We start from the raw sequence: 25,886 nt of genomic DNA, 5'->3' as shown, positions 1-25,886 counted from the left end.
ACTTACCACTTGTTCGGGCGCAGCAATGGCGCTTCCCGCTGACGGTCGTAGGTACGAAGCTCTTCGCGAATGTGTTGAATGCGTTGACGTCCAAGCGCGTTGCGGTCCTCGTCCAAGACAACGCCATCCAACAACTCGGCGATGCGCGTGGCAGTCGGCAACATCATTTCCCAGCCTTCCAGCGCCGTGACTGGTGCCGGCAAGGTCAAAAAGAAGGCCAGTGCCGGCGTCTCGACCGCATGGATGTCGGCCATATCGAAATTTCCGGGTTTCACAATGTTCGCAACACTGAACACCGGACCGCGCTCGGGCTGACGTTCGACCAATCGATGAAACACGCTCATGTGACCGAAGGTCAGTCCGGTCTTTTCCGCCGCAACTACGATGTCCGGACCATGGAAGGTTTGTCCGGCCTTTGCGGCGACATAAATGGCGACAATTTTGTCGAAGCTCTCATCGGCGCGCTTTCCGAGCTCGCTGTCTGCCGAAGACAGTGGCAATTCGGATTGGCCGCCCTGTGACAAGTCATCGGATTCACCATTCAGCGCATCGTCGCCCATGCCCGGCTCGCTGCGATCCGCGCCGCGCTCACCGATGCGTTTGCCCTGCGGCGTTTTTTTGGGGCGGCCCTGCCAAATGATCGCAATAACCAAAATTGCGCTGGCAACGAGGATTCCGATTCTGATCAACCATGCTTCTGACATTCAAATTTCCTCTTAGGCGCCGACGAGACGCGTTGCTTCCGCCAGATCCACCGATACCAATCGACTGACACCCGGTTCCCGCATGGTGACACCGGCCAATTGACGCGCGGCTTCCATCGTGGCCTTGTTATGGGTCACAAACAAGAACTGTACCTGTTCACTCATTTCACTGACCATCGCCGTGAAGCGGCCGACGTTGGCTTCATCAAGTGGTGCATCCACTTCGTCCAACAAGCAGAAAGGCGCGGGATTCAACCGGAAAATGGCGAAGACCAGCGCGACCGCGGTCATCGCTTTTTCACCCCCTGACAACAGCGAAATGTTGGAGACACGCTTACCGGGCGGGCGCGCCATGATGGCGACACCGGTATCCAACAGGTCTTCACCCGTCAATTCGAGATAGGCATGGCCACCGCCGAAGAGGCGCGGATAGAGTTCTTGCACGCCTGCATTGACGCGATCAAAGGTGTCCTTGAAGCGACCTCGGGTTTCGCGATCAATTTTGCGGATCGCCTCTTCCAGCGTATTGAGCGCCGTGCTGAGATCCGCATCCTGGGCGTCGAGATATTCCTTGCGTTGCGCGGCTTCCGCATGCTCGGCAATGGCGGCCAAATTGACCGGCTCAAGGCGTCGCATGCGCCCTTCCAGATCAGCGACCTGGCTACCCCAGACGTCGGTGTCCGCGGAATCATCCAATTCATTGACCACATCTTCGAGCACGAATCCGGCATCGGCGACGAATGCCTTCAGCTGATCGCTCGCCAAAGACAAGGCCTGTTGCTCCAACTTGCGCTGACTGATCGCTTCGCGTTGGCTGATGGATTGCGCTTCACGTTGTTGTCGCGTTTGTTCGAATTCGCGCAACTCGTGCTCGATACCGTTCATGACCGATCGGGCCTCAGCCAACGCCTGTTCGACACGGACGCGCTCTTGCAAGATCGTTTGACGCTCTGACTCCAATGCCTTGCCCGGATCGTCATCCACCTTGAGTTGCTGCGACAACTCGCCGACGCGCGCATCGAGTTGCCCGCGCTGTTGACTCATCCGCTCGAGGGCTTGACGCAGTGCACTGAGGCGCGTGCGCTGCGTCTCAACTTTCAATGCCAGCGCATGTGCAGTTTCGCGCGCCGTGCGCGCCGCATCGCGCGCCGCTTCGCGTTCAGCACCCAATGCGCGACGAGCGTCTTCGAGCGTCCGACGCGTTTCTTCCAATTGCGCCATGCGTTCGACAGCCAATTCGAGCTCGGCACGCGACGCCTTGCTCTGCTGCTCGCTCTCGGTACGACTGTTCAACAGCTGCGCGAGTTCGGCGTCAATGGCATCCAAGCGCAGGCGCGCGTTCTCGACCCGACTCTTTTGGCCTTGCAAAGTACCGGCAAGTTCGGAGACGCCACGATGGGCCACGTACAAACCGCGCTGCGTTTCTTCGCGAGCCTGGTCCGCTTCGAGCGCCTGCTGCTTGGCTTTGGCAATCGACTGATCCAATTCAGCTTCACGCGCAAGCGCTTGCTCCAAGGCAGTGCGCAAGTTCTGGATTTCGCGTTCCCGCAACAGCGCACCCTGTTGGGATGCCGACTGTCGTTCGATCCGCAGCCAACCATGACCGACACGCTCACCCGAACGCGTGATGCAGATGGCGGCTTTCGGCAGTGTCGGCAGAAGCCGGTTGGCTTCATCCAGCGACTCAACCGCATGAATACTTGAAAGGAGCTCTAGCACGACCTTCGGCCCGCGCAATTTGCGCGCCAGCGAAGTGGCCGCGGATTCCGCGAGGCCGTCTGCGGCATCGACCAGAGCCACACGCCCCTCGGTCAAGGCGGCCAATGCATCGACATAGGTCGTGGGCTGCTCGACCAGAACCGCCTCAAGCATGCGACCCAATGCGCTCTCGACGGCACCTTCCCAACCCGGGTCAACGTCCAGTCGTTCACCCACACGCGCCGCGCCACCCAAACCATTGGCCTGCAACCATGCCAGCGCGGCGCCTTGTTCTTGACCCAGCGCGGATTGCTGCAGCGCTTCCAACGATGCGAGGCGTCCGCGCGATTGTTGAATTTCCTTGCGCAGCTCTGACAACGTGTTTTGATGCTCGCGCTGCTGGTCTTGCAAGAGGACGACCGCTTCCTTGCGCGCGTCCAATTCCGCCTGCATGACTTCCAGTGACGCTTTTTCCGAGTCATGGCGCATCTGGTGTTCGGCAAACACCGCGGCTAGCGCGTCAAGATCGAGACTGTCACGCTCTTCCTGCAGACGTTCCCGCCGACGCTCGCTCTCCAGGACCTGACGATCCAAATAATCGACACGGGTGCGTTCGACATCGCCCGCGCGTGCGGCCTCCGCTTGCTCGCGATGATGCGTATCCCAGCGCAATTGCAGTTCCGAAAGGCGCGACTCAATCTCGCGCAACTCGGTTTGTTTGCTCTCATCCAACAGACGCAATTCTTCGAGCGCGGGCTCGTTGGCGCTGAGTTCGGCTTCCAAGCCCTCCAGCGCCGAAGCGTCCTGAGTGATATGGGCGATCAATTCGCCCAAGGCGCCTTGCGCCTCTTCATGTGCTGAATGCAATCGCTGCTGCATTTCAGCCTGATGCTGGATCTGCTGTTCAAGCCGTGCCAGTTGTCCACCGACGCGATAGACCTCCGCCTGCGCCGCCGCGTGTGCGTCGACCGATTCCTGGTGACGGATGCGCCCGGTTTCGATTTGTCGTTCCGCTTCCCGCTGTTCTGCGATCAGTTGTTCGAGACGGGTCTCATCCGCCAATAGCGCACTACGCTGTGCTGAAAGCTGTTGATCCAATGTTTTGAATTGAAGCGCCTTCCACTGCGCTTCCTTGATCTTCTTCTCGGATTGAATCGCCGTGTATTGTTCCGCCTGCTTGGCTTGCCTTGCCAAATGGTTCAATTGTTTGCCGACTTCTTCGCGAAGGTCATTGAGTCGGTCGAGATTTTCCCGCGTATGGCGGATCCGGTTTTCGGTCTCGCGCCGGCGTTCCTTGTATTTGGAAATGCCGGCGGCTTCTTCGAGATAAACACGCAACTCTTCGGGCTTTGCCTCGATGATTTGGGAGATCATTCCCTGCTCGATGATCGAGTAACTCCGCGGTCCGAGCCCCGTGCCCAAGAAGAGGTCGGTAATATCCCGACGGCGGCACCGTGTGCCGTTCAAGAAGTAGCTGCTTTGGCCGTCGCGACCGACGGTGCGCTTCACGGAGATTTCGTTGAAGCTCGCATACTCACCGGTGATGGCATGATCCGAATTGTCGAAAATCAGTTCGACCGTGGCCTGCGAGACAGGCTTGCGTGCCGTTGAACCGGAGAAGATCACGTCGGTGGCATTGTCACCGCGCAAGCGGCTGGCCGAGGATTCGCCCATCACCCACCGCACAGCATCAATGATGTTGGACTTGCCGCAGCCATTGGGCCCGACCACACCGGTCATGTTGCCCGGCAGGTGCAATGTCGTGGGATCAACAAACGATTTGAAACCGGCAAGCTTGATTGTAGAAAGACGCATGCAGCACTCAGTCAACGTTTCGCCCGCGAAACGTAATAAATTAAATGAACAAACGATCGCAAGCTATTGAAACAACTGGCGATTTCGCTCACTGGAATTAGTTGATCTTGAAGTATAGCGATGGATTCCCTTGTCCTGCTTGTGTTTCCTTCGCAAACTGTCGCCGAACACGTGGAAAAGGACTGGTATGAAGGCGACGATCTATCACAACCCGCAGTGCAGTAACTCCCGGGGCGCTTTGGAGCGACTCCAAGCACGCAACGTCGACCTCGAGATCATTGATTACCTGTCGACGCCACCCGACGCAGAGACGTTGCGCGCACTGATTGCCGATGCCGGCCTTGCACCTATCGACGCCATCCGCGCCAAAGAACCGGAATTTGAGGCACTGGGGCTTGGTGATGCCGATTCGGAAACCCTGATCCAAGCCATGGCCAGCCACCCACGTCTGTTGAACCGCCCCTTTGTGCGTACCGACATGGGGACCCGTCTTTGTCGTCCGCCCGAGCGCGTGGAAGAAATCTTGCCTGCCGCGACTTAAAAACCGGGGCTCGTCAGTGGCCTAGCGTTGGAACGGCCACCAACCCCGACCTGAGAGGGCGTAACGATCGGCCGCGCGCTCAAACGGATTGCGCACGCTGACGCCGCCGCAGGCTAGATAGAGGGGCAAAAAAAGGACACCGAACACCATGTATTGGAAAACGTGCGCACGTTCGTGGTCGTTCAAGCGGATGTGCGCATCTTGGGCGCGCCCGGCACGCGTCGCATAGGTCAGGCACGGCGTATCCAAGTCGTCACCGGTATGGACGATGACATTGCCAAAGGTAATCGCCCCGCCCGGCCCCCACGGCCATCGATGAAACACCAACGCCCAATCATCCTTACGCAAATGCGCATGCGCACCGAATGGCAGACCGGCACAGCCCAAGATTGCACCGACCAGGCTGTTGGGCAGAGTCCAGATGACTCCAAGCACCCCGGCGACACATCGCAGCGCCTTGCCCATGCGGATTAGACCGATCGCTGGGAAAGCCAATGGTGAATCGTGTCGGGCACTTCTTTTTGCGCGCGGCTGGAAACGTAGATACCGATATGCCCCCCCTTGAAACTCAGCTCGGTGTAATCACGCGTTCCCACCAGTTCTTTCATCCGCCTTGACGCATCCGGAGGCACCAGATGGTCCTGTTCCGCGTAAATGTTGAGAACAGGCATGGTCACATCGTCGAGGTCTACCGGACGGTCACCGATGTCGACATCTTTGTTGACGAATCCGTTCCCTTGGTAGAAGAACTTCACGAATTGCCTGAACGCTTCGCCGGCTTGGTCCGGGGAATCGAAAATCCATTTCTCCATCCGCAGAAAATCCGTCATCGCCTCGGGGTTGTCCATGATGTCCACCATGCCGACATACTTTTGCATGTTGAGTCGGAAGGGTTTCAGCATCAGGTACGAGTAGTTCATGACATCGGCAGGAATGTTGCCCATGGTGTCGACGAAAAGATCGACGTCGAGTTCGCGTGTCCAGTTCGACAACATGTTGTCCGGCGTTTGGAAATCCACCGGGGTCACCATGGTGATCAGATTCTTCACCTTTGACGGATTGAGCGCGGCATAGCACAAGGAGAAAACGCCACCTTGGCAAATACCCAACACGTTGACCGCGTCCACTTTGTGGCGAGCACGCAGGAAATCGACGGCACCGTCCAGGAATCGTTGGATGTAATCCTCGAGGGTCAGGAATTTGTCCGAACGATCTGTATAGCCCCAGTCAATGAGGTAGACGTCTTCGCCGCGGTCAAGCAAACCTTTCACCAAAGAGCGGTTGTCTTGGAGGTCAATCATGTAAGGCCGATTGACCAAGGCGTAGCTCACCAGGATCGGAACGCGCGACAGGGTTTTCCTTACCGGCGTATAGCGATACAGGACGACTTTTCCGTCGCGCCAGACTTCTTGTTTCTCCGAGGCACCGTAGTCGAAATTATCGACGTTTCTCAAGGTGCCGAGGCTGGCACCCAACTTGGCCTGCACCTTCGCGACTTCATCCGCGATCCCTTCAACGGTGATATCGATGGGCGACTTGCTCTTCATGAGCGCTTCCTATTCGTCGTACGGGCGGCAGTGGACTTTGCACTCGCTGACTTTTTCACAGGCGCTTTGCGGGCCGCCTGCTTGCGTGCGGCGGGGGTCGCACGCTTGGCCGCAGGGGCAGCCCTTGGCGTCGCCGCTTGCGGTTTGGCGCCAGCATCGGGAGGCGTGCTGCGCGCACGTCGCAACGCACGCTCCAACTCCGCGATCTTGCGGTGTGCGGCATCCATTTCCGTGCGCGTGGGAATACCGAGCATGTCGCAGGCCTGTTCGATTTCGCGTTGAACGCCCGATCGCAATCGCATCTGTGCATTGACCATGTCCGCATAGGCCTTGCGGTACTCGCGCGACAGTGCGACTTGGGCATAGGCCTGTTCGGCCGCATCCACCCAGGTGTCAAACAATCCGCGCGCGCTAGTGATGGGCTTGCCCGCCTTCCCCGCTTTGTCGAGCAAGGCCTCGAAATACTTCATGGCGGAATCGGCCGAATTTCCGAGCAAGGCGTTGTGCGCGGCCAACGCCTCCTGATAGTCCAATTGAGACTGCAACAACTTTTGCAAGCGCTCCTGATGTTCACGCGCCAAGCCGAATGCGGGGACGCTTAACCAAGACGAAAACTCGCGTTTCCAGCCATTCAACATCGGCTCCACGTTCGCGTACCAAGCATCGAAGCCTTGGCTGCCGCCGCTTTGCATGTTTTTCAATGCATCCGCCATGACATTGCCGGAGGAGCTTTCCAACATGCGCCGCCATTCGTCGGCAATGTTCTTGGCGGTTGCCCCTTGATCGGTGAACTTGGCCGCCAACTCATGCATCTGCGCGAACCAACCGTTCGACTGGGCGTTGAAACGATGCATGGCCGCCATCGCTTCAGGATTGGCGAACTGGGAAGCCGTGCGTGCCCACGCTTGCGAAGGATCTTGCCATCCGCCCATGCCGGCAAAGCCCGAAGGCGCGGGCCCCTGCCCGGCCATCGCGCCGCGCATCATGTTCTGCCAAGCCTCCATGTATTGACGCCCGAGGCTTTCAAAATCGTTGGGCCATTGCGGATTCATTGATCGGAACTCCTTGGATTTGCCTGCAATGATGACATCGGTTTCATGACACGGGCGATCTCAGGGTTTCGGAATACGCAATGTTTTGCTGACCATGAGTGATCCGGACAGTGCGAATACCAGCACCAGCGGATGCAATTGCCAAGGTCCGAGTTGGACGGCACCGAACCAAATGTTCTGGCCGATCGATCCGCGCCAAGCGGCGATTGCCAATATCACGACAAGCAGCAAACTGCTGGGAATCGGCGTGCCTTCGAAGTATTTGACCTTGCCCTCGGCGCCCGACAACGACTCCGCAGTGACGTTGTAACGCGCCAGACGACTGACGCCGCAACAAACGAAATAACTCAGAACTATCCAATCCCAACCCCCCTGGAGGCCGCATGCGTAGGCCAGCGCCGCAGGGGCCACCCCGAAGGAAATGACATCGGCCAGGGAATCCAGTTCCCGACCCAACACGGACGACACATTGCGCCACCGCGCGATGCGACCGTCCAGTGCGTCCAAAACGAAGGCCAGCGGAATCAATGCCATGCCGACCATCAAATCCCGCATGTTGCCTTCCTGCAGGAAGCGCATGGCGGCGAAAACCGCGCCTGTCCCGCAGAACGCATTGCCGAGGGTGAACCAGTCCGCCAAGTGAAAATCGCGGAACATCGAGAAGTGGCGGGGCTTGTTTGGGGATTCCTGCATGATGAACTCCGGACGCCTGTCGTCAAAGCATAGCCAGTTTTGTATCTACGCCCGGTCGTGGCAGTGTGATATTTCGGGCTGCCGTGCGAATCACTGTTCAAACCATTCGGATTTCATGGATGTCCATCGCTCACCCCCACCCTGCCACTGACAACGCGCAAGCGAATGACTTTCTGCGCCTGTTGGATGCGCACATCGGCATCCTGCATAAAGTGACGGCCACATATGCCTGGACACCGGAAGATCGTTCGGACTTGGCTCAGGACATTCGCGCGTCGCTTTGGGAAAGTTGGCCGAAGTACGACGGGAACCGGCCGTTCTCCACGTGGATGTATCGCGTTGCGTTGAATGTGGCGATATCGGAAGTCCGGCGGAAGACGCGAATCAATCAACATCACGTGGCATTCGACCCTGCCGTGCACGACCTTGCTGTAACCGGTGTTAACGACGCTTCAGCAGATCCGGTGCAGCGGCTCAATCAAGCGTTGAACGCCCTTGACGTGTACAACCGCGCCTTGCTGGTCATGCATTTGGATGATCTGAGCCATCGTGACATCGGCGAGGTCCTCGGCATTTCAGAAAGCAATGTCGCCACCAAGCTCAATCGCATCAAACAGCGATTGAAAACCCTTTTCGCCAATTCACGGGAGTCCTGAACCATGGACGCAAACCAAGATCTGCAATTCGATGAGCTCAAGCGGGCCCTCAATGCCGTCACAGAGCGATTGTCGAGCGACGCGCGGGAAAAGCATGCGCTTCAACGCGTACGCAAAGCCAAGCATTTCCGCCGCTCGCTTTGGCCCTTGTACTTGGGTCAACTGGTTCAAATCGTTTTCGGCATCCTGATGATCTTGCTGGGCGTCGCAGGATGGACACAACATCGCGATGGTGGCTGGCTGCTGTGGTCGGGCATCATCGTCCATGCCTATGGTGTCGCCTGCATCATTGCGGCGGGCATGCTACTTGGACGTCTTTCCAGTCTGGATCCCACTCAGGCAGTCACGGACCTGCAACACAAACTCGCGATGGCACGAAAAACCTATGTGATCGGCGGCATGGTCGTCGGCTTGTGCTGGTGGTTGTTCTGGATCCCGTTCATGGCAACAGGCATTGATGTGCTGACGCACGGCAAGGTCGATTTCCTGTCACGGATGGGCGCGTCAATTTGGATTTGCATCGCCGTCGGGGTTGCCGGACTGTGTGCCACCGCCTGGTTTCATCGCTGGTCGCGGCAGCCGTCAAGGCCCGGACTCAAGCGCGCCATGGAAGATGCCGTGACCGGCGGCACCTTGGTCAAAGCGCAAAAGAATTTGGACGCATTGAAAGCATTTGAGGAAGTTTGAACGGCGTCTCGCCCTGTGCGTCGGCACCTGCGAAAATCTGCGTATGCCGTCGTCCGCAACAACCACCGCTCGAAAAATCATCCATGTGGATATGGATGCGTTTTATGCCTCCGTCGAGCAACGAGACGCCCCGGAACTGAGGGGGCGTCCCGTGGTGGTCGCTTGGCGTGGCGCACGCTCGGTGGTTTGCGCGGCCAGTTACGAGGCACGCACGTTCGGCGTGCGTTCCGCGATGCCGGCCGTACGCGCCGAACGCTTGTGTCCGGAGGCGGTATTCGTGCCGCCGGATTTCAGCCGCTATAAGGCAGTGTCCGCTCAGATTCGGGAGATATTCTCCCGCTACACAGCCTTGGTGGAACCGCTCTCGTTGGATGAGGCGTATCTCGATGTCACGCATCCGCACCTCGATTTGGGTAGCGCCACCGCCATTGCCGAACGCATCCGGCGCGAAATATTCCTCGAAACCGGCCTGACCGCCTCTGCCGGCGTCGCCCCCAACAAGTTCATTGCCAAGATCGCTAGCGACGTCAACAAGCCCGACGGTTTGTTTGTGGTCAAGCCGCAGCAGGTGGACGCGTTCTTGCTCGATCTGCCGCTGGCGCGGCTGCCGGGCGTTGGCAAAGTCACAGAAGGTCGCCTGTCCCTTTTGGGCTTCAAGACTTGTGGCGACGTGCGGGGCGCCGACTTGCGAGTGATGGAGCAACATTTTGGAAAGTGGGGCAAACGCCTGCACGAGCTCGCACACGGTCACGATGAGCGCGCGGTCCTGCCGGAGCGCGCAACTTTGCAGATCTCCAGTGAGGACACGTTTGCCGTAGACCTTCCCATGGGGCAGTTCGACGAGACGCTCGAAGCCCTTTCAGGCAAAACCTGGCAGGCGTATGAACGGGAGCTTGCGCGCCACCCCGACCGGCACGCACGAACCGTGGTGCTGAAGCTGAAAACCGCCGGATTTCGCACCCTGACGCGCTCCATCACCGAGACCCCCTTCCCCACCAACGCAGCAGAACTTTTTCTTCGTGCCCAAGCCTTGTGCCGACGGATCGATCTGCCCGAGGACACGCGCTACCGCTTGGTCGGCATCGGGGTATCGGGATTTCACGACGGCGCCCGATTCGACGATTCCCTGGCTGGACAGCTTTTCGACACGGATGCCGCGCAAGGCTGACAACCCTACGGAAAAATTCGCAGACCAACGCCGGTTTCGATACGGAAAGCCTGTCGAATTCAGGTTACGCTTGTTAAGTGCTTTCACCGAGGTTGCCACGCCATGCGCATTGGATATGTTGTCGACGCCGGTTGCGATTTGCCGCAGTCGATCATCGAGCAGGAAAACATCGTCGTTTTGCCGATTGCGGTCCGCATCGGCGATCAACTGATCAATGACAACCGCCAAGATGCGGTGATTGAGCAATTTCTTGAAAGCGGCATCGCCAAGGATGCCGCCGAAGCTGAAACCATTCCTTACACGGTCGAGCAGATTTCCGAGTTGTTCCTGAATCAACTCGTTGTGGATTACGACTATGTGATGGTTCAGACCATTGCCGCTTCAAGAAGTCCGATTTACGAACGCTGCGTCCAAGCCAGTTTCAAGATTTTGAGTGACTATCACGCGGTCCGTGAGGCCGCCGGTCATACCACGCCTTTCAACATGCGCGTCGTCGACACCGGCAGTCTGTTTTCCGGCCAAGCCATTGCCGCATGGGAAGCCGTCAATTTGCGACATAACGGCACCTCCATGCAATCCATTCGCACTCGCATCGATCGAGTCACCGCGAATACGCATGCCATGCTCGTGACCCCGGACCTTTACTACGTGCGCAACCGCGGTCGCGCCAAGGGTGATCGCAGCGTCAGTCTATTCAGTGCGGCACTCGGCACCACGCTGGATATCAAACCCCTGCTGTACGCCAATCGCGGTGTGACCAAGCCGATTGCCAAAATCCGCGGGTTCGAACCGGCCTGTGAAAAGATGTTCAACCACGTCACGCGTGCTGTCGGCCAGGGACTCTTGGCGCCGGTTGTGTCGATCAGCTACGGCGGCCATCTGGATGAGATGCGCAAGCTGCCGGGCTATGCCAGCCTCAAGCAGGCTTGTGCGAACAACGGCGTGACCTTGCTCGAGGCGATGATGAGCTTGACCGGTCTGATCAACATCGGTGCGGGCACGTTGACAGTGTCGTTCGCGCAGGAAAACATGAGTAGCTTCGACTAAGTCCGTCAGATTCTGTACGAGGGCGCGCGCGGCATTTCGTCCGGCTCGAAAGCAACGTTGAGGGATAAAAAAAACGGGCCCAAAGGCCCGTTTTTTTCGTGTGCCGATGCGCAGCGGCTTATTCGGCTGCAGCAGCCTCACCAGCTTCTTCATCCAATGCCTTCATGGACAAGCGGATACGACCTTGCTTGTCGACTTCCAACACTTTGACCTTGACCAGATCGCCTTCCTTCAACTTGTCGCTGACTTTTTCCACACGTTCGTTGGAAATTTGCGACACGTGAACCAAGCCGTCTTTGCCCGGCAGGATGGTGACAAATGCACCGAAGTCCATGATCTTGGCAACCTTGCCTTCGTAAACGCGGCCCGGTTCGACATCGCTGGTGATTTGTTCGATGCGGGTCTTCGCAGCCATGGCGGCCGCGTTGTTGACCGAGGCGATGGTGATCGTGCCATCGTCTTGGATGTCGATCTGCGTGCCCGTTTCCTTGGTGATGCCTTGAATCGTGGCGCCGCCTTTGCCGATCACTTCGCGGATCTTGTCCGGGTGGATCTTGATGGTCAACAGACGCGGGGCGAATTCGGAGAGTTCCGAACGTGCGCTCGTCAGGGCTTTGGACATTTCACCGAGGATATGCAGACGGCCTTCTTTGGCTTGAGCCAAGGCAACCTTCATGATTTCTTCGGTGATGCCTTGGATTTTGATGTCCATTTGCAAAGCGGTGACGCCTGCTTCGGAACCGGCCACCTTGAAGTCCATGTCGCCGAGGTGATCTTCATCACCCAGGATGTCGGACAACACGACGTAGTCGTTGCCTTCCTTGACCAGACCCATGGCGATACCCGCCACCGGACGCTTCACCGGCACACCGGCGTCCATCAAAGCCAAGGACGAACCACAGACCGAGGCCATCGACGAAGATCCATTGGATTCGGTGATTTCCGAGACCACGCGAACCGTGTACGGGAACTCTTCCAGCGACGGCATCATGGCCAACACGCCGCGCTTGGCAAGGCGGCCATGGCCGATCTCACGACGCTTCGGCGCACCGAAGCGACCCGTTTCACCGACGGAGTAAGGCGGGAAGTTGTAGTGGAACATGAAGTTTTCTTTCCACTCACCGGCGACGTCGTCGATGATCTGGCCATCACGTGCGGTACCGAGCGTGGTCACCACCAGGGCTTGGGTTTCGCCACGGGTGAACAGCGCGGAGCCGTGCACGCGCGGCAACACACCGACCTTGACGGAAATCGGGCGGACGTCGGTCAGACCGCGACCGTCGATGCGCTTTTTGGTTTGCAGCACCGAATTACGCATGGTGCTGTATTCCTGCTCACCGAATTCCTTGCCGACATCGCCCGGGGTCCAGCCGGCGGTTTCGCCCTTGGGATTCAGCAGCTCGGAGATTTCCTTTCGCAGGTTGCCCAAGGTGACGCGACGATCGGCCTTTTCGATGATCGAGTAGGCTTGCTTCATGCGGTCGCCGATGGCGTGCGCCAATTCGCTGATCAAGGATTCGTTCTTGGCCGGTGCTTCCCAATCGGAGGCTTTGACGCCGGCTTCCGCAACCATTTCCTTGATGGCATTGATCACGACTTGCGACTCGCGATGACCGAACATCACCGCGCCCAACATGACGTCTTCCGACAATTCTTTGGCTTCGGATTCAACCATCAAAACGGCGTCTTGCGTGCCCGCAACCACCAACTCGAGTTCCGAGGTCTTCAGTTGCTCGACACTCGGATTCAAGATGTATTGGCCGTTTGCATAACCCACCTTGGCGGCGGCGATCGGACCTTGGAACGGCGAACCGCACAGCGACAACGCGGCCGAGGCGCCGATGAGCGCCGGAATGTCACCTTCGACTTCCGGGTTCAACGACATCAACGTGACAATGATTTGGACTTCGTTCTTGTATTCCTCGGGGAACAAAGGACGGATCGGACGATCGATCAAACGCGAAATCAAAGTTTCCTTTTCAGTGGGGCGACCTTCGCGCTTGAAGAAACCGCCCGGGATGCGGCCACCGGCATAGAACTTCTCTTGGTAATCGACCGTCAGCGGGAAGAAGTCTTGCCCTTCACGAGCCGACTTTGCACAAACGGCGGTTGCGAGCACGACGGTGCCATCAACCGAAACCATGACGGCGCCGCCGGCTTGGCGTGCGACTTCGCCGGTTTCAAGGGTGACGGTGCGACCGCCGTACTGGAAGCTCTTGGTGATTTTTGCCACGATGGTTTGATCCTTGGTTTCATGGTTTTCGCCGGGCCCCTGCCCGAGCGAATTTGATGTTGCACAAATAAAACCGCGGCCATGAGGCCGCGGTGTGTGTTGCCTTAGCGGCGCAGACCCAACTTCTGGATCAAAGCCTTGTACCTTTCTGCGTCCTTACGGTGCAGATAGTCGAGCAAGCTGCGACGGGTGTTGACAAGTTTCAACAAACCGCGGCGGCTATGGTGATCTTGTTTGTGCGTCTTGAAGTGACCGGTCAGCATTTCGATGCGTGCGGTAAGCAGCGCGACTTGGACTTCCGGCGAGCCGGTGTCGTTGGCGCCACGCTTGTTTTCTTCAATGATCTTGCTGGTGTCGATGGACATTGCCTTGAGTACCTTTATCAGATGCGCATATCACAGGAATCCGGTTCGGCGGCCGGACACCGTGTATATCGCCGTGAAAGAAATGCCCATGCGATACATGGGCGCACATATTGTACGTCAAGCGGCGGACCTGTGTCACACGCCGGGTTGCGCGGTCTCGGTCTTGGCCAGATGTGCAGTCCACACAAACAGGCGTTTCGGCTTGAGCGTGCCTGTTTCGTCGACCCAACCAAGACCCAGAGCTTTCCCCGTCTTGTCGAAAATGGCGACTTCGCCCTCATGCGGGAAGGCCGCCTCCACCCGCTGGCCTCGAGCCAACGCCAAGGCTTGATTGGCGGTAACCGTCACTTCGGGCCACGCCGTCAAACCCGTCTCAATGGGCAGGAGACACGCATCCAAGGTCTGCAGCCCGCCGCGCTCCACCATGTCTTGCAGCGCTTCGTAGGTCCACATCCGCGGCTCGCGGAAGGGATCCACCCACAGACGTCGCAATTCGGCGACATGCGCACCGCAGCCCAATTTTTCGCCCAGATCCCGCACAAGGCTTCGAACGTAGGTGCCGGAACCGCACTCGACGTGCAATCTCAACAGCGGGACGTTCTCCAGCAAATCGCCCGCACCGACGAGCTCGAACGCATGTACGTCGACCGCACGAGGCGCGATGTCGATTGCTTCGCCGCGACGCGCCTTCGCATACAAGGGTTCGCCGCCGCGCTTGAGTGCCGAGTAGATCGGCGGAACTTGCTGCAAGTGCCCGGTCAACTCGGCAAGTGCGGTTTGTATTTGGTCCAGCGTCAAATCCGGCACGTCACAGCTGCGCAGGATCTCCCCTTCGGCGTCATCTGTGTCGGTGACCACGCCCAAACGGGCCACGGTTTCGTAGGCCTTCCTGGCGCCCAGCAATCCCCCGGCGATCTTGGTGGCTTCGCCGAAACACACGGGCAGCAACCCGGTGGCCAAGGGATCCAACGAGCCCGTATGACCGGCTTTCTCGGCCTGAAATAAGCGCCGCACGCGCTGCAACGCCTGATTTGAACTGGGGCCGCGCGCCTTGTCCAACAGCAATATGCCGTGCAAGGGTCGATAACGGATGCGGCGCGACGTTTGCGTCATTCGGCGATTGTAGACGCAATGCGGCGGAAACCCGCCGGCATCATGCGTCAGTGTTCTGAGTCGTCGACTTCATCCGCTTCGTCATCGGCATCTGCGATGTCGGAAGCGGGCAATTGCCGCAACAAGGTTTCGATATGCTCGCCGCGATCGAGCGATTCGTCGTAGAAAAAATGCAGCTCGGGCACATGACGGAGCTTCATCATGTGCGCCAGCGCTTTGCGCAGCTCTTTCGACAGTTGCTGCAAGGCCTTCAGCGTTTCCAATGCCGAGGCTTTTTCGAACGCGGTGACGAACACCTTGGCATGCGCGAGGTCGCGCGTCACCTCTACGTCAGACACGCTGACGGAAGGCAAGCCGTACTCGCGCATCGCATTGTGAACGAGCGTACCCACGTCGCGACGCAATTGCGCCGCGACGCGGTCACTGCGATGGAAGGACTTGCGGCCTGCCATCAGAGAGTGCGCTGAACTTCAATGCGCTCGAAGCATTCGATCTGGTCGCCCGGGCGCACCTGATCGTAACCCTTCACGCCGATACCGCACTCGGTGCCCTGCTTCACTTCATCGACATTTTCTTGGAAGCGACGCAAGGAATCGAGGTCGCCTTCGAAGATCACGGTGCTGTCGCGCAGCACGCGAACCGGCTTGCCGCGACGGATGACACCTTCGATGACGACACTGCCGGCGATCGAGCCGAACTTCGAATGACGGAAGACTTGCTGCACCGCCGCAGTACCGATGATCTCCTCGCGGATTTCCTTGCCCAGTACGCCAGAAGCAATTTGCTTCACCTGATCGATGACGTCGTAGATGATCGAGAAATAACGCACATCCAAACCATGTGTGTCGATCGTGCGCTTGGCCGTTGCATCCGCACGGACGTTGAAACCGATGATTGCCGCTTTCGACGTGGCCGCCAATTGCGCATCGGAATCGGTGATGCCGCCGACGCCGCCACCGATCACATTGATCCGGATCTGGTTGTTGGACAGACCGGTCAGCGCTTCACGCAGCGCCTGGAAGGTGCCATGGACATCCGCCTTGACCACAAGGTTGAGGGTCTGCTGGGAAGCACCTTCGCCCATTTGCGCCATGATGTCTTCCATGCGGTTGCCGCCTTGTGCGACCAAACGCGTTTCGCGACGTTTCGCGTCGCGCTGTTGCGCGACGTCCTTCGCCAAGCGTTCATCGGCAACCACCACGAAGTCGTCACCCGCATCCGGCACACCGGACAAGCCCAGCAACTGCACGGGGATCGAAGGACCGGCGCTGGTCACATTGGTGCCCGTTTCGTCGAACAGCGCGCGGACGCGGCCATATTGCACGCCGCAGACCAAGTAATCGCCCTTCTCCAGCACGCCGCGCTGAACAAGCACGGTTGCCACGGGACCCCTGCCCTTGTCGAGCGTGGATTCGATCACGATGCCTTGCGCGCGGCCTGTTGCCACGGCTTTGAGCTCCAAGACTTCGGATTGCAACGAGATGGCATCCAACAAGTCGTCGATGCCTTGACCGGTCTTGGCCGAGATTTCAACCATCTGCGTGTCGCCACCGAAATCTTCGGACACGACTTCATGCGTCAAGAGTTCATTCTTGACGTTCATCGGGTTGGCATCGCTCTTGTCGATCTTGTTGATGGCGACGATCAGCGGCACCTTGGCTGCACGTGCGTGCTGGATCGCTTCTTGCGTTTGCGGCATCACACCGTCATCTGCTGCGACAACCAACACCACGATATCGGTCAGCTTCGCGCCTCGTGCACGCATCGATGTGAACGCAGCGTGGCCCGGCGTATCCAGGAAGCTGATGACGCCTTTCGGCGTTTCAACATGGTAGGCACCGATGTGCTGCGTAATGCCACCGGCTTCGCCGTTGGCAACCTTGGTGCGACGGATGTAATCAAGCAAAGACGTCTTGCCGTGGTCAACGTGACCCATGATCGTCACGACCGGCGGACGCGGGGTTTGCGCTTCACCGTTGTCGTCTTCGACGTGGGCCAACAAATCGCTTTCGGCATCGTTATCGGTGGCGCGCATGGCCTTGTGGCCGAGCTCTTCCGTCACCAATGCCGCCGTGTCGTGATCAATGGACTGATTGACGGTGGCCATCACGCCCATCTTGAACAGCGCCTTGACCACGTCACCGCCCTTGAGCGCAAGCTTTTGCGCCAAGTCGGACACCGTGATCGCGTCACCGATCTGAATTTCGCGGATGATCGGCGCAGTCGGACGTTGGAACCCGTGGTCACCCGAACCGGTACGGACCTGTTCCGGGCGATGCGGTTTCGCTTTGCCGCGGACCGCGGGTCCGCGACGGGCACGATCCTGCGCCGACAGATGCATCTTGCCGGCGAAACGCGCGGCATTGTCGTCGTCTTCCGGCGTGGCGCCCATGCCGTTGTCACCACGACTGGTGCCCTTTTTGTTCTGCGCACCGGTCGAACGATCGTCGCGGGTCGGTTTCTTGGCCGGCGACGGCTTTGCCGCTGCCGGCTTCTGGCGCGACGAACCTTGGGCATCATCGTCGTTGCGCGTGCCACGACCCGTCGAGACGTCCAAGGCCGCTTGCGCCGCTGCCGCTTCGGCAGCGCGCTTGGCTTCTTCCAGCGCCAGCTTGTCCGCCTCGATTTTTTCGCGCAGGAGTCGATCTTGTTCGGCCAAACGCTCTTGCTCTTCCCGATTGCGTTGACGCGACTCTTCCAGCTTGCGCTGGATTTCAGCCTGTTCGTCGGTCACGGGAGCCGCAGCCTTGGCTTCGGTCGGACGCACTAAGACCTTCTTGCGAACCACGACATCGACCGTCGACTTGTTCTTGCCCCCGCCGACCGTGATCTCTTCGACCTTGCGACGCGACAGCGTGATCTTTTTCGGCGCCTGTTCGGTCTCGCCAGCGGCTTCAGCGCGTCCGTGCGTGCGGCGCAAGAAGCCCAACAGCTTCACTTTCTGTGCGCTGGTGACTTCCTGATCGGCGTTGTCAAAAGGCATGCCCGCTTCAGCAAGCTGCACAAGCAACTTCTCAACCGGCGTGTTGACCAGTTCGGCGAGTTTGCGGATGGTGGTGTTTTGCGACATGCGTATTCCGTTTTATGAGGCGCCTTGCGGCAGCCGTAAATGAGTAGTCAAGACATGACTGTCATGTTCATTCGAACCAATGCTTGCGGGCTTCCATGATCAAGGCCGCAGCACGTGCTTCGTCCATGTCTTCGATGTCCGTGATTTCGTCGACGGCCAATTCGGCCAGATCGTCGCGGGTGCGGACACCACGCGATGCCAACACATAAGCAGTGGCTTCATCCATGCCGTCCAGCGTCAACAAATCTTCGGCCGGCTGACCGTCTTCCAGACCTTCTTCGGCAGCCAATGCTTCGTTCAAGAGCGCGTCGCGCGCACGCGCACGCAACTCTTCAACGATGTCTTCATCAAAGCCCTCGACGGCCAACAGCTCGCCCACCGGGACATAGGCGATTTCTTCAACCGTGCTGAAGCCTTCGCTGACCAGGATGCCGGCGATTTCTTCGTCGACTTCGAGCTTCTCCATAAACAACTGACGCGCAACGGCTTGCTCTGCTTCCGACTTGGCCTGCACTTGGTCGGCGGTCATGACGTTCAGCTGCCAACCGGTAAGGCGGCTGGCGAGACGCACGTTTTGACCGCCGCGACCGATGGCTTGCGCGAGCTTTTCTTCGGAGACCGCCAAATCCATGGCGTGCTTGTCTTCATCCACGATGATCGACTGCACTTCTGCCGGCGCCATGGCGTTGATCACGAACTGGGCGACGTTGTCGCTCCATAGGACGATGTCGACGCGCTCGCCATTGAGCTCGTTGGTCACCGCTTGCACACGCGAGCCGCGCATGCCGATACAGGCGCCGATGGGATCCGTACGCGTGTCATGCGCCAGCACGGCGATTTTCGCGCGGTCACCCGGATCACGTGCGCAGGCTTTGATTTCCACCAAGCCCTGGCCCACTTCCGGCACTTCAAGACGGAACAGTTCCATCATGAATTCCGGCGCGGCGCGGCTGACGAACAACTGCGGACCGCGCGGCTCGCTGCGCACGTCATACAAGTAACCGCGCACACGGTCGCCGGTGCGCAACGCGTCGCGCGGAATGCCTTTGTCTTTGGCGATGAAACCTTCGGCGTTGCCACCGAGATCCACGTAAATGTTGCCGCGTTCAACACGCTTGACCGTACCGGTGACGAGTTCACCGACGCGGTCTTGCCAGGCCTCGACCACTTGCATGCGTTCGGCTTCGCGGACGCGCTGGACAATCACCTGTTTGGCAGCTTGCGCGGCGATGCGGCCGAATTCGGCATTGTCGATCGGCTCTTCGATGAAATCGCCGACTTCGACGCCTTCGCTTTCGTCAACGGCATCCATCAATCGCAGTTGGCGATCGGGCGATTCCATCACCACGTCGTCGGCGACCACTTCCCAACGACGGAAGGTTTCATAGCTGCCGTCCTTCGGATTGATGGACACGCGCACGGCAACGTCTTGATCGACGTAACGCTTCTTCGCCGCCGAAGCGAGCGCGGCTTCGATGGCTTCCAGAATCACGCGTTCGGGCACGCCTTTTTCGTTTGCGACCGCCTCGACGACCAGCAAAAGTTCCTTGCTCATCTATTACTCCGACTTCGACGGCTTCTTGCCGCCATGTTGTTTGGGTTGTTTGGAATGACCGGCGCCCTTGGGTGCTTTCGGTGCGTAACCGAGTGCCGCCCAATCAGGCGCCAGCTTTGCTTTGTCTATGTTTTCGTGTCGCACTTCGAAATCTCCGGCACCTTCAACCTCGAAAACGAGCGTATCGCCGTCCACCGAAATAATCCGGCCGGTGAATCGACGGCGTCCATCCTGCGGCAGCTTCAAACCGACTTTGGCGTTTTCACCGAGGAATCTGGCGAAATGCGCCGGGGTGAACAGCGGGCGCTCCACACCGGGTGAGGAGACTTCCAAGGTGTAGTTGCCTGTGATCGGATCTTCAACATCCAATTGTGCCGACACTTCGCGGCTCACGGATTCACACTCTTCGATGCCGACGCCTTTGCCCTCGGCGGCATCGGCAGCATTGGCATCGATATACAGGCGCACCAATGCGCCACCGGGTTGCGGCAAGTATTCAATGCCCAACAGCTCCAGCCCCAACGCTTCGACCGTAGGCGCGAGCAAGGTCTGCAACTGATCCGATCGTGTCATGGTTTCGAATCCTCAAAAAACAAAAAAGGCCCCGATGGGCCCGCTCCAAGAAACTGGATTTCGGTGGTTTGCCTAGCACAGGCATTCCGGATTCACCCGAGGATTGTAACAAACGCCAAAATCCCGGGCAAGCGCACCCAACGCGTCGCTCATAAAGCAACGGCAACCCTGAGGTTGCCGTGCCATATGCTGCATGTTTGGTAGCGGGGGTAGGATTTGAACCTACGACCTTCGGGTTATGAGCCCGACGAGCTGCCAGACTGCTCCACCCCGCAGCAAGTTGGAAACTGTAACACCCAATCGTTCATCATGCAATAGCGATTACGCGACATTCACTCAAGCAAATGCCCCGACACACCAGGCCATGATCGGCTGGTAAAACACGCTGGCCACCAAGAGCAACAAGCAATTGATGCCGATGATCAATCCGTAACCCGGGGTCGGCGTGATTTTCAGTTCCGGTGCGCCTTCGGCGCTATCAAACATCATGACCTTGATGACGCGCAGGTAATAGAACGCACCGACCACGGCCATCACCACACCCACCAGCGCCAACCACAGGAAGCCGCCTTGGATTGCCGCTTGCAGTACCGACAGCTTGATGAAGAAGCCGACGAATGGCGGAATCCCCGCGAGCGAGGCCATGACGCACAACATCATGAACGCAGTGAAAGGCGAGCGCTGCAACAGGCCGCGATAGTCGTCAATTTTGTCCGCTTCGAAGCCGTCGCGGGCCAGCAACGCAATCAAACCGAACGAAGCCGTCGTCATCAGGGCGTAGAAAATGGTGTAGATCAATGCGGCGCTGTAGCCATCCTGCCCACCGCCGGCCACGGCGGTCAGCACATAGCCCATGTGCGAAATCGTCGAGTAGGCCAACATGCGTCGCAGATTGGTTTGCATGATGGCGAACAAATTACCGATGACCAACGACAGCGCAGCCAACACGGCAATCATCGAGTGCCATTCGTTGCCCATCGAACCAAGTCCGGTTTCAAGCAAGCGCCACAACATCGCCAACGCGGCAATTTTCGGGGCCGAGCCGATGAACAATGTGATGGGAGTCGGTGCCGACTCGTACACGTCAGGCAACCACATGTGGAAAGGCGCTGCCCCCAATTTGAAGGCAATACCCGCGATCGCCAATGCCGAACCAGCCAATAGCAGACCCGGCTGGCTGTTGTTGCCGGCCACCGCATAGATTTCAGCCAGGTTGAGCGAGTGCGCCGCGCCATAAATCAGTGACATGCCGAACAACAACATGCCCGAGGCCAACGCCCCCAGAACGAAATATTTCATCGCCCCTTCCGAAGCCACGGCATTGTCGCGATCAGACGCCACCAATGCGTAGGAGCTCAGCGCCAACATTTCCAAGCCGAGATAGATCATCACCAGGCTGTTCGCCGACACCATCAGCATCATGCCGAGGGTTGCGAGGAGCATCAAAATCGAAATTTCGCCTTGATACAGCCCGCGCGCGCGCAAGTACGGCCAGGCGTAAACGAACGCCAATGCACTGACCACGCAGATCACGGTCTTCATGACATCCGCAGCATTGTCACGAATGAACATTTCATTCAAGACCACGCCGTGGCCGCCAAAGCCACCGAGGGTCAGGCCCGCGACCACCAGCAGGACGATCAAGCCCAACCAATGCGCATGGCCTTGGCGCTTGGGCGCCAGGAAGATATCCAACATGAGCAAGGCAAACGCCGCGCCCGCCAAAACCAATTCCGGCAGCAGTGGCCACAACTCGGCCGGATTCATTTGTGTAAGCGTCGTCTGCATTATTACGGTCCGGGAATCTTGCTGCTCGCGATCAAGGTCACGAGATGTTCGATGGCGGGTTGCATGAGATCAGTCAGCGGTTTCGGCCAGACGCCCAGCACCAAGACGCCGGCGGCGAAGGCCAGAAGCACCGTGACTTCACGCGGATTGATGTCTTTCAGCGCGGCGACATTGGCATTGCCGACCTCTCCCCAAATGACACGCTTGACGAGCCAAAGGGTGTAACCCGCACCGATGATGAGGGTGAGTGCAGCGGCAAAAGCGATCAACGGATTGTGTTGGAAGCTCGCCACAATGACCATGAACTCGCCGACGAAACCACTGGTACCCGGCAATCCCGAGTTCGCCATGGCAAACAAGACGACGAGTCCGGCAAACCACGGCATGGTGTTGGCCACGCCGCCGTAGTCGCGAATCATCCGGCTGTGGACGCGGTCATACAACACGCCGACACAGGAGAACATGGCACCGGACACAAAACCGTGAGAAATCATTTGCACCATGGCGCCCTGCAAGGCCAACTGCGCACCGGCGGTGTTGCCCTGATCGCGAATCATGCCCAAAGCGATGAAGGTACCCAAGGTGACAAAGCCCATGTGCGAGATCGACGAATACGCGATGAGCTTTTTCATGTCGTCTTGGACAAGGGCCACAAGTCCGACATAAACCACTGCAATCAGCGACAAGGCGATCACCAACCAGGCCCACTCATGGCTGGCGTCCGGGGTGATCGGCAAGCTGAAACGAAGGAAGCCGTAGCCACCGATCTTCAACATGATTGCCGCAAGCACCACGGAGCCACCTGTCGGCGCCTCGACGTGGGCATCCGGAAGCCAGGTATGCACCGGGAACATCGGCACTTTCACCGCGAACGCTGCGAGGAAGCCGAAGAACAGCCACATCTGCTCGGTCGCGGTCAGCGGCAACGCATACATGTCTTGCAACTGCCAGCTGCCACCCTTCAAGTACAGGTAGATCAGCGCCAAGAGCATGAACAGGGAACCGAGGAAGGTGTACAAGAAGAACTTGATCGACGCGTACACACGGCGCGGACCGCCCCAGATACCGATGATGACGAACATCGGAATCAGCATGCCTTCGAAGAAGACATAGAAGAGGATGGCATCGAGCGCACTGAACACGCCGATCATCAGGCCTTCAAGAATCAAGAACAGGCCGTAATACTGATTGACCTTCTTGTCGACCGAACCCCAAGCACCAATCAAGACCAGCAGCGAGGTGATGGTGGTGAGGATGATGAGCGCGATCGAGATGCCGTCAACGCCCAGATGGTATTGGATCTTCCATGCATCAATCCATGCCAGCTGCTCGACGAACTGCATGCCGCCCTCGCCCTGCGCAAAGCCCGTATACAACGGAATACTGAGTGCAAGGGTGACGGCAGCGATGAGAATCGAACACCAACGCGCGGCATTGGCACGTTCGCCGAAGGCAAAAACAGCCAGACCGCCGAGGATCGGCAACCAAATCAAAATACTGAGAAGAGGCATAGGCATCATGCGGCCACCTTGATCAGCCAAGCGAGCAAAAGAATGAGGCCGATGATCATGGCAAAGGCGTATTGATAGAGATAACCGGTCGAACCGCGACGAATCAAAGTCGCGAGATCGTTGACATCACGTGCGGCACCGTTGACGCCGTGCTCGTCAATGACCTTGCTGTCGAACCAGCGCGACAGACGGCCGAGCAGAACGCTGCCGCCGGCGAAGCCGTTGATCCACAGCTTGTCGAAGCCGTATTTTTCTTCCAGGATGCGGATCGGCAGCGCAAACACCTTGGCCGCCTTCGCGGGAAGCTCCGGGCGCCAAACATACATCACGGTGGCAAGCAGGAAGCCGGCCAGCGCGAGGAAGAACGGCATGGCGGTGAAGCCGTGCAATGCCATGGCCAAAGCGCCGTGGAATTCTTCGCCGAGCTTTGCCATCGCGCCATCGGCCGGCATCTGGATGACGCCGTCGAAGAAGCCCTTGCCCAGTGCATGACCGTCGGTGCCCTTGCCGTGCAGCATCGGACCGATGGTGAAGAAACCCACCACGATCGACGGAATCGCCAACAGCACCAGCGGCACCGTCACCACCCACGGAGACTCATGCGGCTCATGTGCGCCGTGATGCGCATCATTGTGGCCATGGTCGTCATGGGCGTGATGGTCATCGTGCGCATCGCGGAAGCGCTCTATGCCGAAGAAGGTCATGTACAGCAAACGGAAGCTGTAGAAAGACGTCACGAAAGCACCCAACAACACCGCCCAGTAGGCGTATTGCGCAATGGCACCGCCGTGTTCGTGCGCATGCTCTGCCGCCGCTTCGATGATCGTGTCTTTGGAATAGAAACCGCTGAAGAACGGCGTGCCAACCAATGCCAGCGTGCCGATCAAGGACGTCCAATAGGTGATCGGCATGTATTTGCGCAGGCCACCCATCTTTCGCATGTCCTGTTCATGGTGCATGCCGATGATCACGCTACCCGCTGCCAAGAACAGCAAGGCCTTGAAGAAAGCGTGCGTCATCAAGTGGAAGACTGCTGCGGAATAGGCACTGACACCCAGCGCGACCGTCATATAGCCGAGCTGCGACAGTGTGGAATAGGCAACAACGCGCTTGATGTCGTTTTGCACCATGCCAATCAAGCCGGTCCAGAAGGCCGTTGTTGCACCAATGAACAAGACGAAGTTCAGTGCTGTCTGCGACAGTTCGAACAGCGGCGACATCCGCGCGACCATGAAAATACCCGCGGTCACCATGGTCGCGGCGTGGATCAACGCAGAAATCGGCGTCGGACCTTCCATCGAGTCAGGCAGCCAAACGTGCAACGGTACCTGGGCGGACTTGCCCATCGCGCCGATGAACAGACAGATGCACACGACCGTGGCCATCGTCCAGGGATGTCCGGCAAAAATTTCGACTTGGCTGTTCAGCTTGCTCGCACCGGCAAAGGCCTGTGCGTAGTCGAGCGTGCCCAACCAATACAGCACACCAGCGATCCCGAGCAGGAATCCGAAATCCCCCACGCGATTGACCAAAAACGCTTTGAGGTTGGCGAACACCGCCGTGGGCTTTTTGAACCAGAAACCGATCAACAAGTAGGAAACCAAGCCCACCGCTTCCCAGCCGAAGAACAGCTGCAGGAAGTTGTTGCTCATGACGAGCATCAACATCGAGAAGGTAAACAACGAGATGTAGCTGAAGAAGCGTTGGTAACCCGGATCTTCGTGCATGTAGCCGATGGTGTAGAGGTGGACCAGCAGCGACACGAAGGTCACCACCACCATCATCATGGCCGTGAGGTTGTCCACCATGAATCCGACGTGGGCACTGATGCCACCGATGTCGAACCACGTGTAGAGATTTTGATTGAAGCTCGCGGCGCCGTGTTGCAATTGCCACAGCACGGAGATCGACAACGCACAGCTGATGGCCACACCGGCGATGGTTGCGATGTGCGCACCCGTGCGGCCGACGAATTTGCCGAACAGGCCGGCAATGATCGAGCCCAGTAGCGGTGCCAGGACAATCGCGACCAGAACCGGTTGCGACAACGTGAGTTCAGTACCCGTCATG

The 25,886-nt window shown here is 58.4% G+C and carries 21 protein-coding genes and 1 tRNA gene; 5 read left to right on the top strand and 17 right to left on the bottom strand.

Annotated features, from left to right (window positions below):
- Nucleotides 1-2: 2 nt before the first annotated feature.
- The gene (gene zipA / locus H8L67_RS05620) at nt 3-704 is read right to left on the bottom strand and encodes a cell division protein ZipA (RefSeq protein ID WP_220378891.1); all 702 of its coding nucleotides are present in this window, start codon (nt 702-704) and stop codon (nt 3-5) included.
- Between the two features lie 12 nt (nt 705-716).
- The gene (smc, locus tag H8L67_RS05615) at nt 717-4,217 is read right to left on the bottom strand and encodes a chromosome segregation protein SMC (RefSeq protein ID WP_220378890.1); all 3,501 of its coding nucleotides are present in this window, start codon (nt 4,215-4,217) and stop codon (nt 717-719) included.
- Between the two features lie 187 nt (nt 4,218-4,404).
- Here smc and arsC point away from each other — a divergent pair, with 187 nt between their 5' ends.
- Nucleotides 4,405-4,758 (top strand): arsenate reductase (glutaredoxin), encoded by a 354-nt coding sequence (gene arsC, locus H8L67_RS05610; protein ID WP_220378889.1) that lies wholly within the window; start codon nt 4,405-4,407, stop codon nt 4,756-4,758.
- Nucleotides 4,759-4,779: 21 nt separating this feature from the next.
- On the opposite strand, the gene H8L67_RS05605 is transcribed toward arsC, so the two are convergent.
- Genes H8L67_RS05605 through pssA form a run of 4 tightly spaced genes read right to left on the bottom strand, consistent with a single transcriptional unit; the run spans nt 4,780 to nt 8,050 of the window.
- Nucleotides 4,780-5,223 carry a hypothetical protein gene (locus H8L67_RS05605; RefSeq protein WP_220378888.1) on the bottom strand — a complete coding sequence of 148 codons (444 nt, stop codon included), beginning with the start codon at nt 5,221-5,223 and terminating at the stop codon, nt 4,780-4,782.
- A gap of 5 nt (nt 5,224-5,228) precedes the next feature.
- Nucleotides 5,229-6,305 (bottom strand): class III poly(R)-hydroxyalkanoic acid synthase subunit PhaC, encoded by a 1,077-nt coding sequence (gene phaC / locus H8L67_RS05600; RefSeq protein ID WP_220378887.1) that lies wholly within the window; start codon nt 6,303-6,305, stop codon nt 5,229-5,231.
- Nucleotides 6,302-7,357 carry a class III poly(R)-hydroxyalkanoic acid synthase subunit PhaE gene (gene phaE / locus H8L67_RS05595; RefSeq protein WP_220378886.1) on the bottom strand — a complete coding sequence of 352 codons (1,056 nt, stop codon included), beginning with the start codon at nt 7,355-7,357 and terminating at the stop codon, nt 6,302-6,304. The genes phaC and phaE overlap by 4 nt, the downstream gene beginning before the upstream one ends.
- A 60-nt stretch (nt 7,358-7,417) precedes the next feature.
- Nucleotides 7,418-8,050: a CDP-diacylglycerol--serine O-phosphatidyltransferase gene (gene pssA, locus H8L67_RS05590; RefSeq protein ID WP_220378885.1), complete on the bottom strand. Its 633-nt coding sequence runs from the start codon at nt 8,048-8,050 to the stop codon at nt 7,418-7,420.
- Between the two features lie 119 nt (nt 8,051-8,169).
- On the opposite strand from pssA, the gene H8L67_RS05585 reads away from it, so the two are divergent.
- The 4 genes from H8L67_RS05585 to H8L67_RS05570 all read left to right on the top strand — a co-directional run bounded on the left by H8L67_RS05585 (nt 8,170) and on the right by H8L67_RS05570 (nt 11,608).
- Entirely contained in the window at nt 8,170-8,706 is a 537-nt protein-coding gene (locus H8L67_RS05585) for an RNA polymerase sigma factor (protein ID WP_220378884.1), read from the top strand.
- Nucleotides 8,707-8,709: 3 nt separating this feature from the next.
- Entirely contained in the window at nt 8,710-9,393 is a 684-nt protein-coding gene (locus tag H8L67_RS05580; RefSeq protein WP_220378883.1) for an ABC transporter permease, read from the top strand.
- Nucleotides 9,394-9,436: 43 nt separating this feature from the next.
- Nucleotides 9,437-10,561, top strand: a complete 1,125-nt coding sequence (gene dinB, locus H8L67_RS05575) for a DNA polymerase IV (protein ID WP_220378882.1) — start codon at nt 9,437-9,439, stop codon at nt 10,559-10,561.
- Between the two features lie 102 nt (nt 10,562-10,663).
- Nucleotides 10,664-11,608 (top strand): DegV family protein, encoded by a 945-nt coding sequence (locus tag H8L67_RS05570; RefSeq protein ID WP_220378881.1) that lies wholly within the window; start codon nt 10,664-10,666, stop codon nt 11,606-11,608.
- Between the two features lie 118 nt (nt 11,609-11,726).
- Here H8L67_RS05570 and pnp read toward each other — a convergent pair whose 3' ends face one another.
- The 11 genes from pnp to nuoL form a co-directional block, all read right to left on the bottom strand.
- The gene (gene pnp, locus H8L67_RS05565) at nt 11,727-13,841 is read right to left on the bottom strand and encodes a polyribonucleotide nucleotidyltransferase (RefSeq protein WP_220378880.1); all 2,115 of its coding nucleotides are present in this window, start codon (nt 13,839-13,841) and stop codon (nt 11,727-11,729) included.
- Between the two features lie 104 nt (nt 13,842-13,945).
- Nucleotides 13,946-14,206: a 30S ribosomal protein S15 gene (rpsO, locus tag H8L67_RS05560; RefSeq protein ID WP_220378879.1), complete on the bottom strand. Its 261-nt coding sequence runs from the start codon at nt 14,204-14,206 to the stop codon at nt 13,946-13,948.
- 135 nt (nt 14,207-14,341) lie between these two features.
- Complete coding sequence (gene truB / locus H8L67_RS05555; RefSeq protein ID WP_220378878.1) at nt 14,342-15,319, bottom strand: tRNA pseudouridine(55) synthase TruB; 978 nt, start codon at nt 15,317-15,319, stop codon at nt 14,342-14,344.
- Nucleotides 15,320-15,366: 47 nt separating this feature from the next.
- The gene (gene rbfA / locus H8L67_RS05550) at nt 15,367-15,771 is read right to left on the bottom strand and encodes a 30S ribosome-binding factor RbfA (protein WP_220378877.1); all 405 of its coding nucleotides are present in this window, start codon (nt 15,769-15,771) and stop codon (nt 15,367-15,369) included.
- Entirely contained in the window at nt 15,771-18,389 is a 2,619-nt protein-coding gene (infB, locus tag H8L67_RS05545) for a translation initiation factor IF-2 (protein WP_220378876.1), read from the bottom strand. The genes rbfA and infB overlap by 1 nt, the downstream gene beginning before the upstream one ends.
- Before the next feature lie 67 nt (nt 18,390-18,456).
- Nucleotides 18,457-19,944, bottom strand: a complete 1,488-nt coding sequence (gene nusA, locus H8L67_RS05540; protein WP_220378875.1) for a transcription termination factor NusA — start codon at nt 19,942-19,944, stop codon at nt 18,457-18,459.
- 3 nt (nt 19,945-19,947) lie between these two features.
- A complete protein-coding gene (gene rimP / locus H8L67_RS05535) occupies nt 19,948-20,517 on the bottom strand; it encodes a ribosome maturation factor RimP (protein ID WP_220378874.1) in 570 nt (189 codons plus the stop codon).
- 198 nt (nt 20,518-20,715) lie between these two features.
- Nucleotides 20,716-20,792: transfer RNA gene (locus tag H8L67_RS05530), tRNA-Met, on the bottom strand.
- A 61-nt stretch (nt 20,793-20,853) separates the two neighbouring features.
- Nucleotides 20,854-22,308 (bottom strand): NADH-quinone oxidoreductase subunit NuoN, encoded by a 1,455-nt coding sequence (gene nuoN, locus H8L67_RS05525; RefSeq protein WP_434063428.1) that lies wholly within the window; start codon nt 22,306-22,308, stop codon nt 20,854-20,856.
- Nucleotides 22,308-23,825, bottom strand: coding sequence for an NADH-quinone oxidoreductase subunit M (locus H8L67_RS05520; RefSeq protein ID WP_220378872.1), 1,518 nt, complete (start codon nt 23,823-23,825; stop codon nt 22,308-22,310). Before H8L67_RS05520 ends, nuoN begins: the two co-directional genes overlap by 1 nt.
- Nucleotides 23,822-25,885 (bottom strand): NADH-quinone oxidoreductase subunit L, encoded by a 2,064-nt coding sequence (nuoL, locus tag H8L67_RS05515; protein ID WP_220378871.1) that lies wholly within the window; start codon nt 25,883-25,885, stop codon nt 23,822-23,824. The genes H8L67_RS05520 and nuoL overlap by 4 nt, the downstream gene beginning before the upstream one ends.
- Nucleotide 25,886: the final 1 nt, after the last annotated feature.

The sequence above is a fragment of the Lysobacter soyae genome (assembly GCF_019551435.1).
GTDB classification, from domain to species: domain Bacteria; phylum Pseudomonadota; class Gammaproteobacteria; order Xanthomonadales; family Xanthomonadaceae; genus Solilutibacter; species Solilutibacter soyae.
Note: the sequence above shows the minus strand (reverse complement) of the source record. Positions and strands in the feature narration are given on the sequence as shown.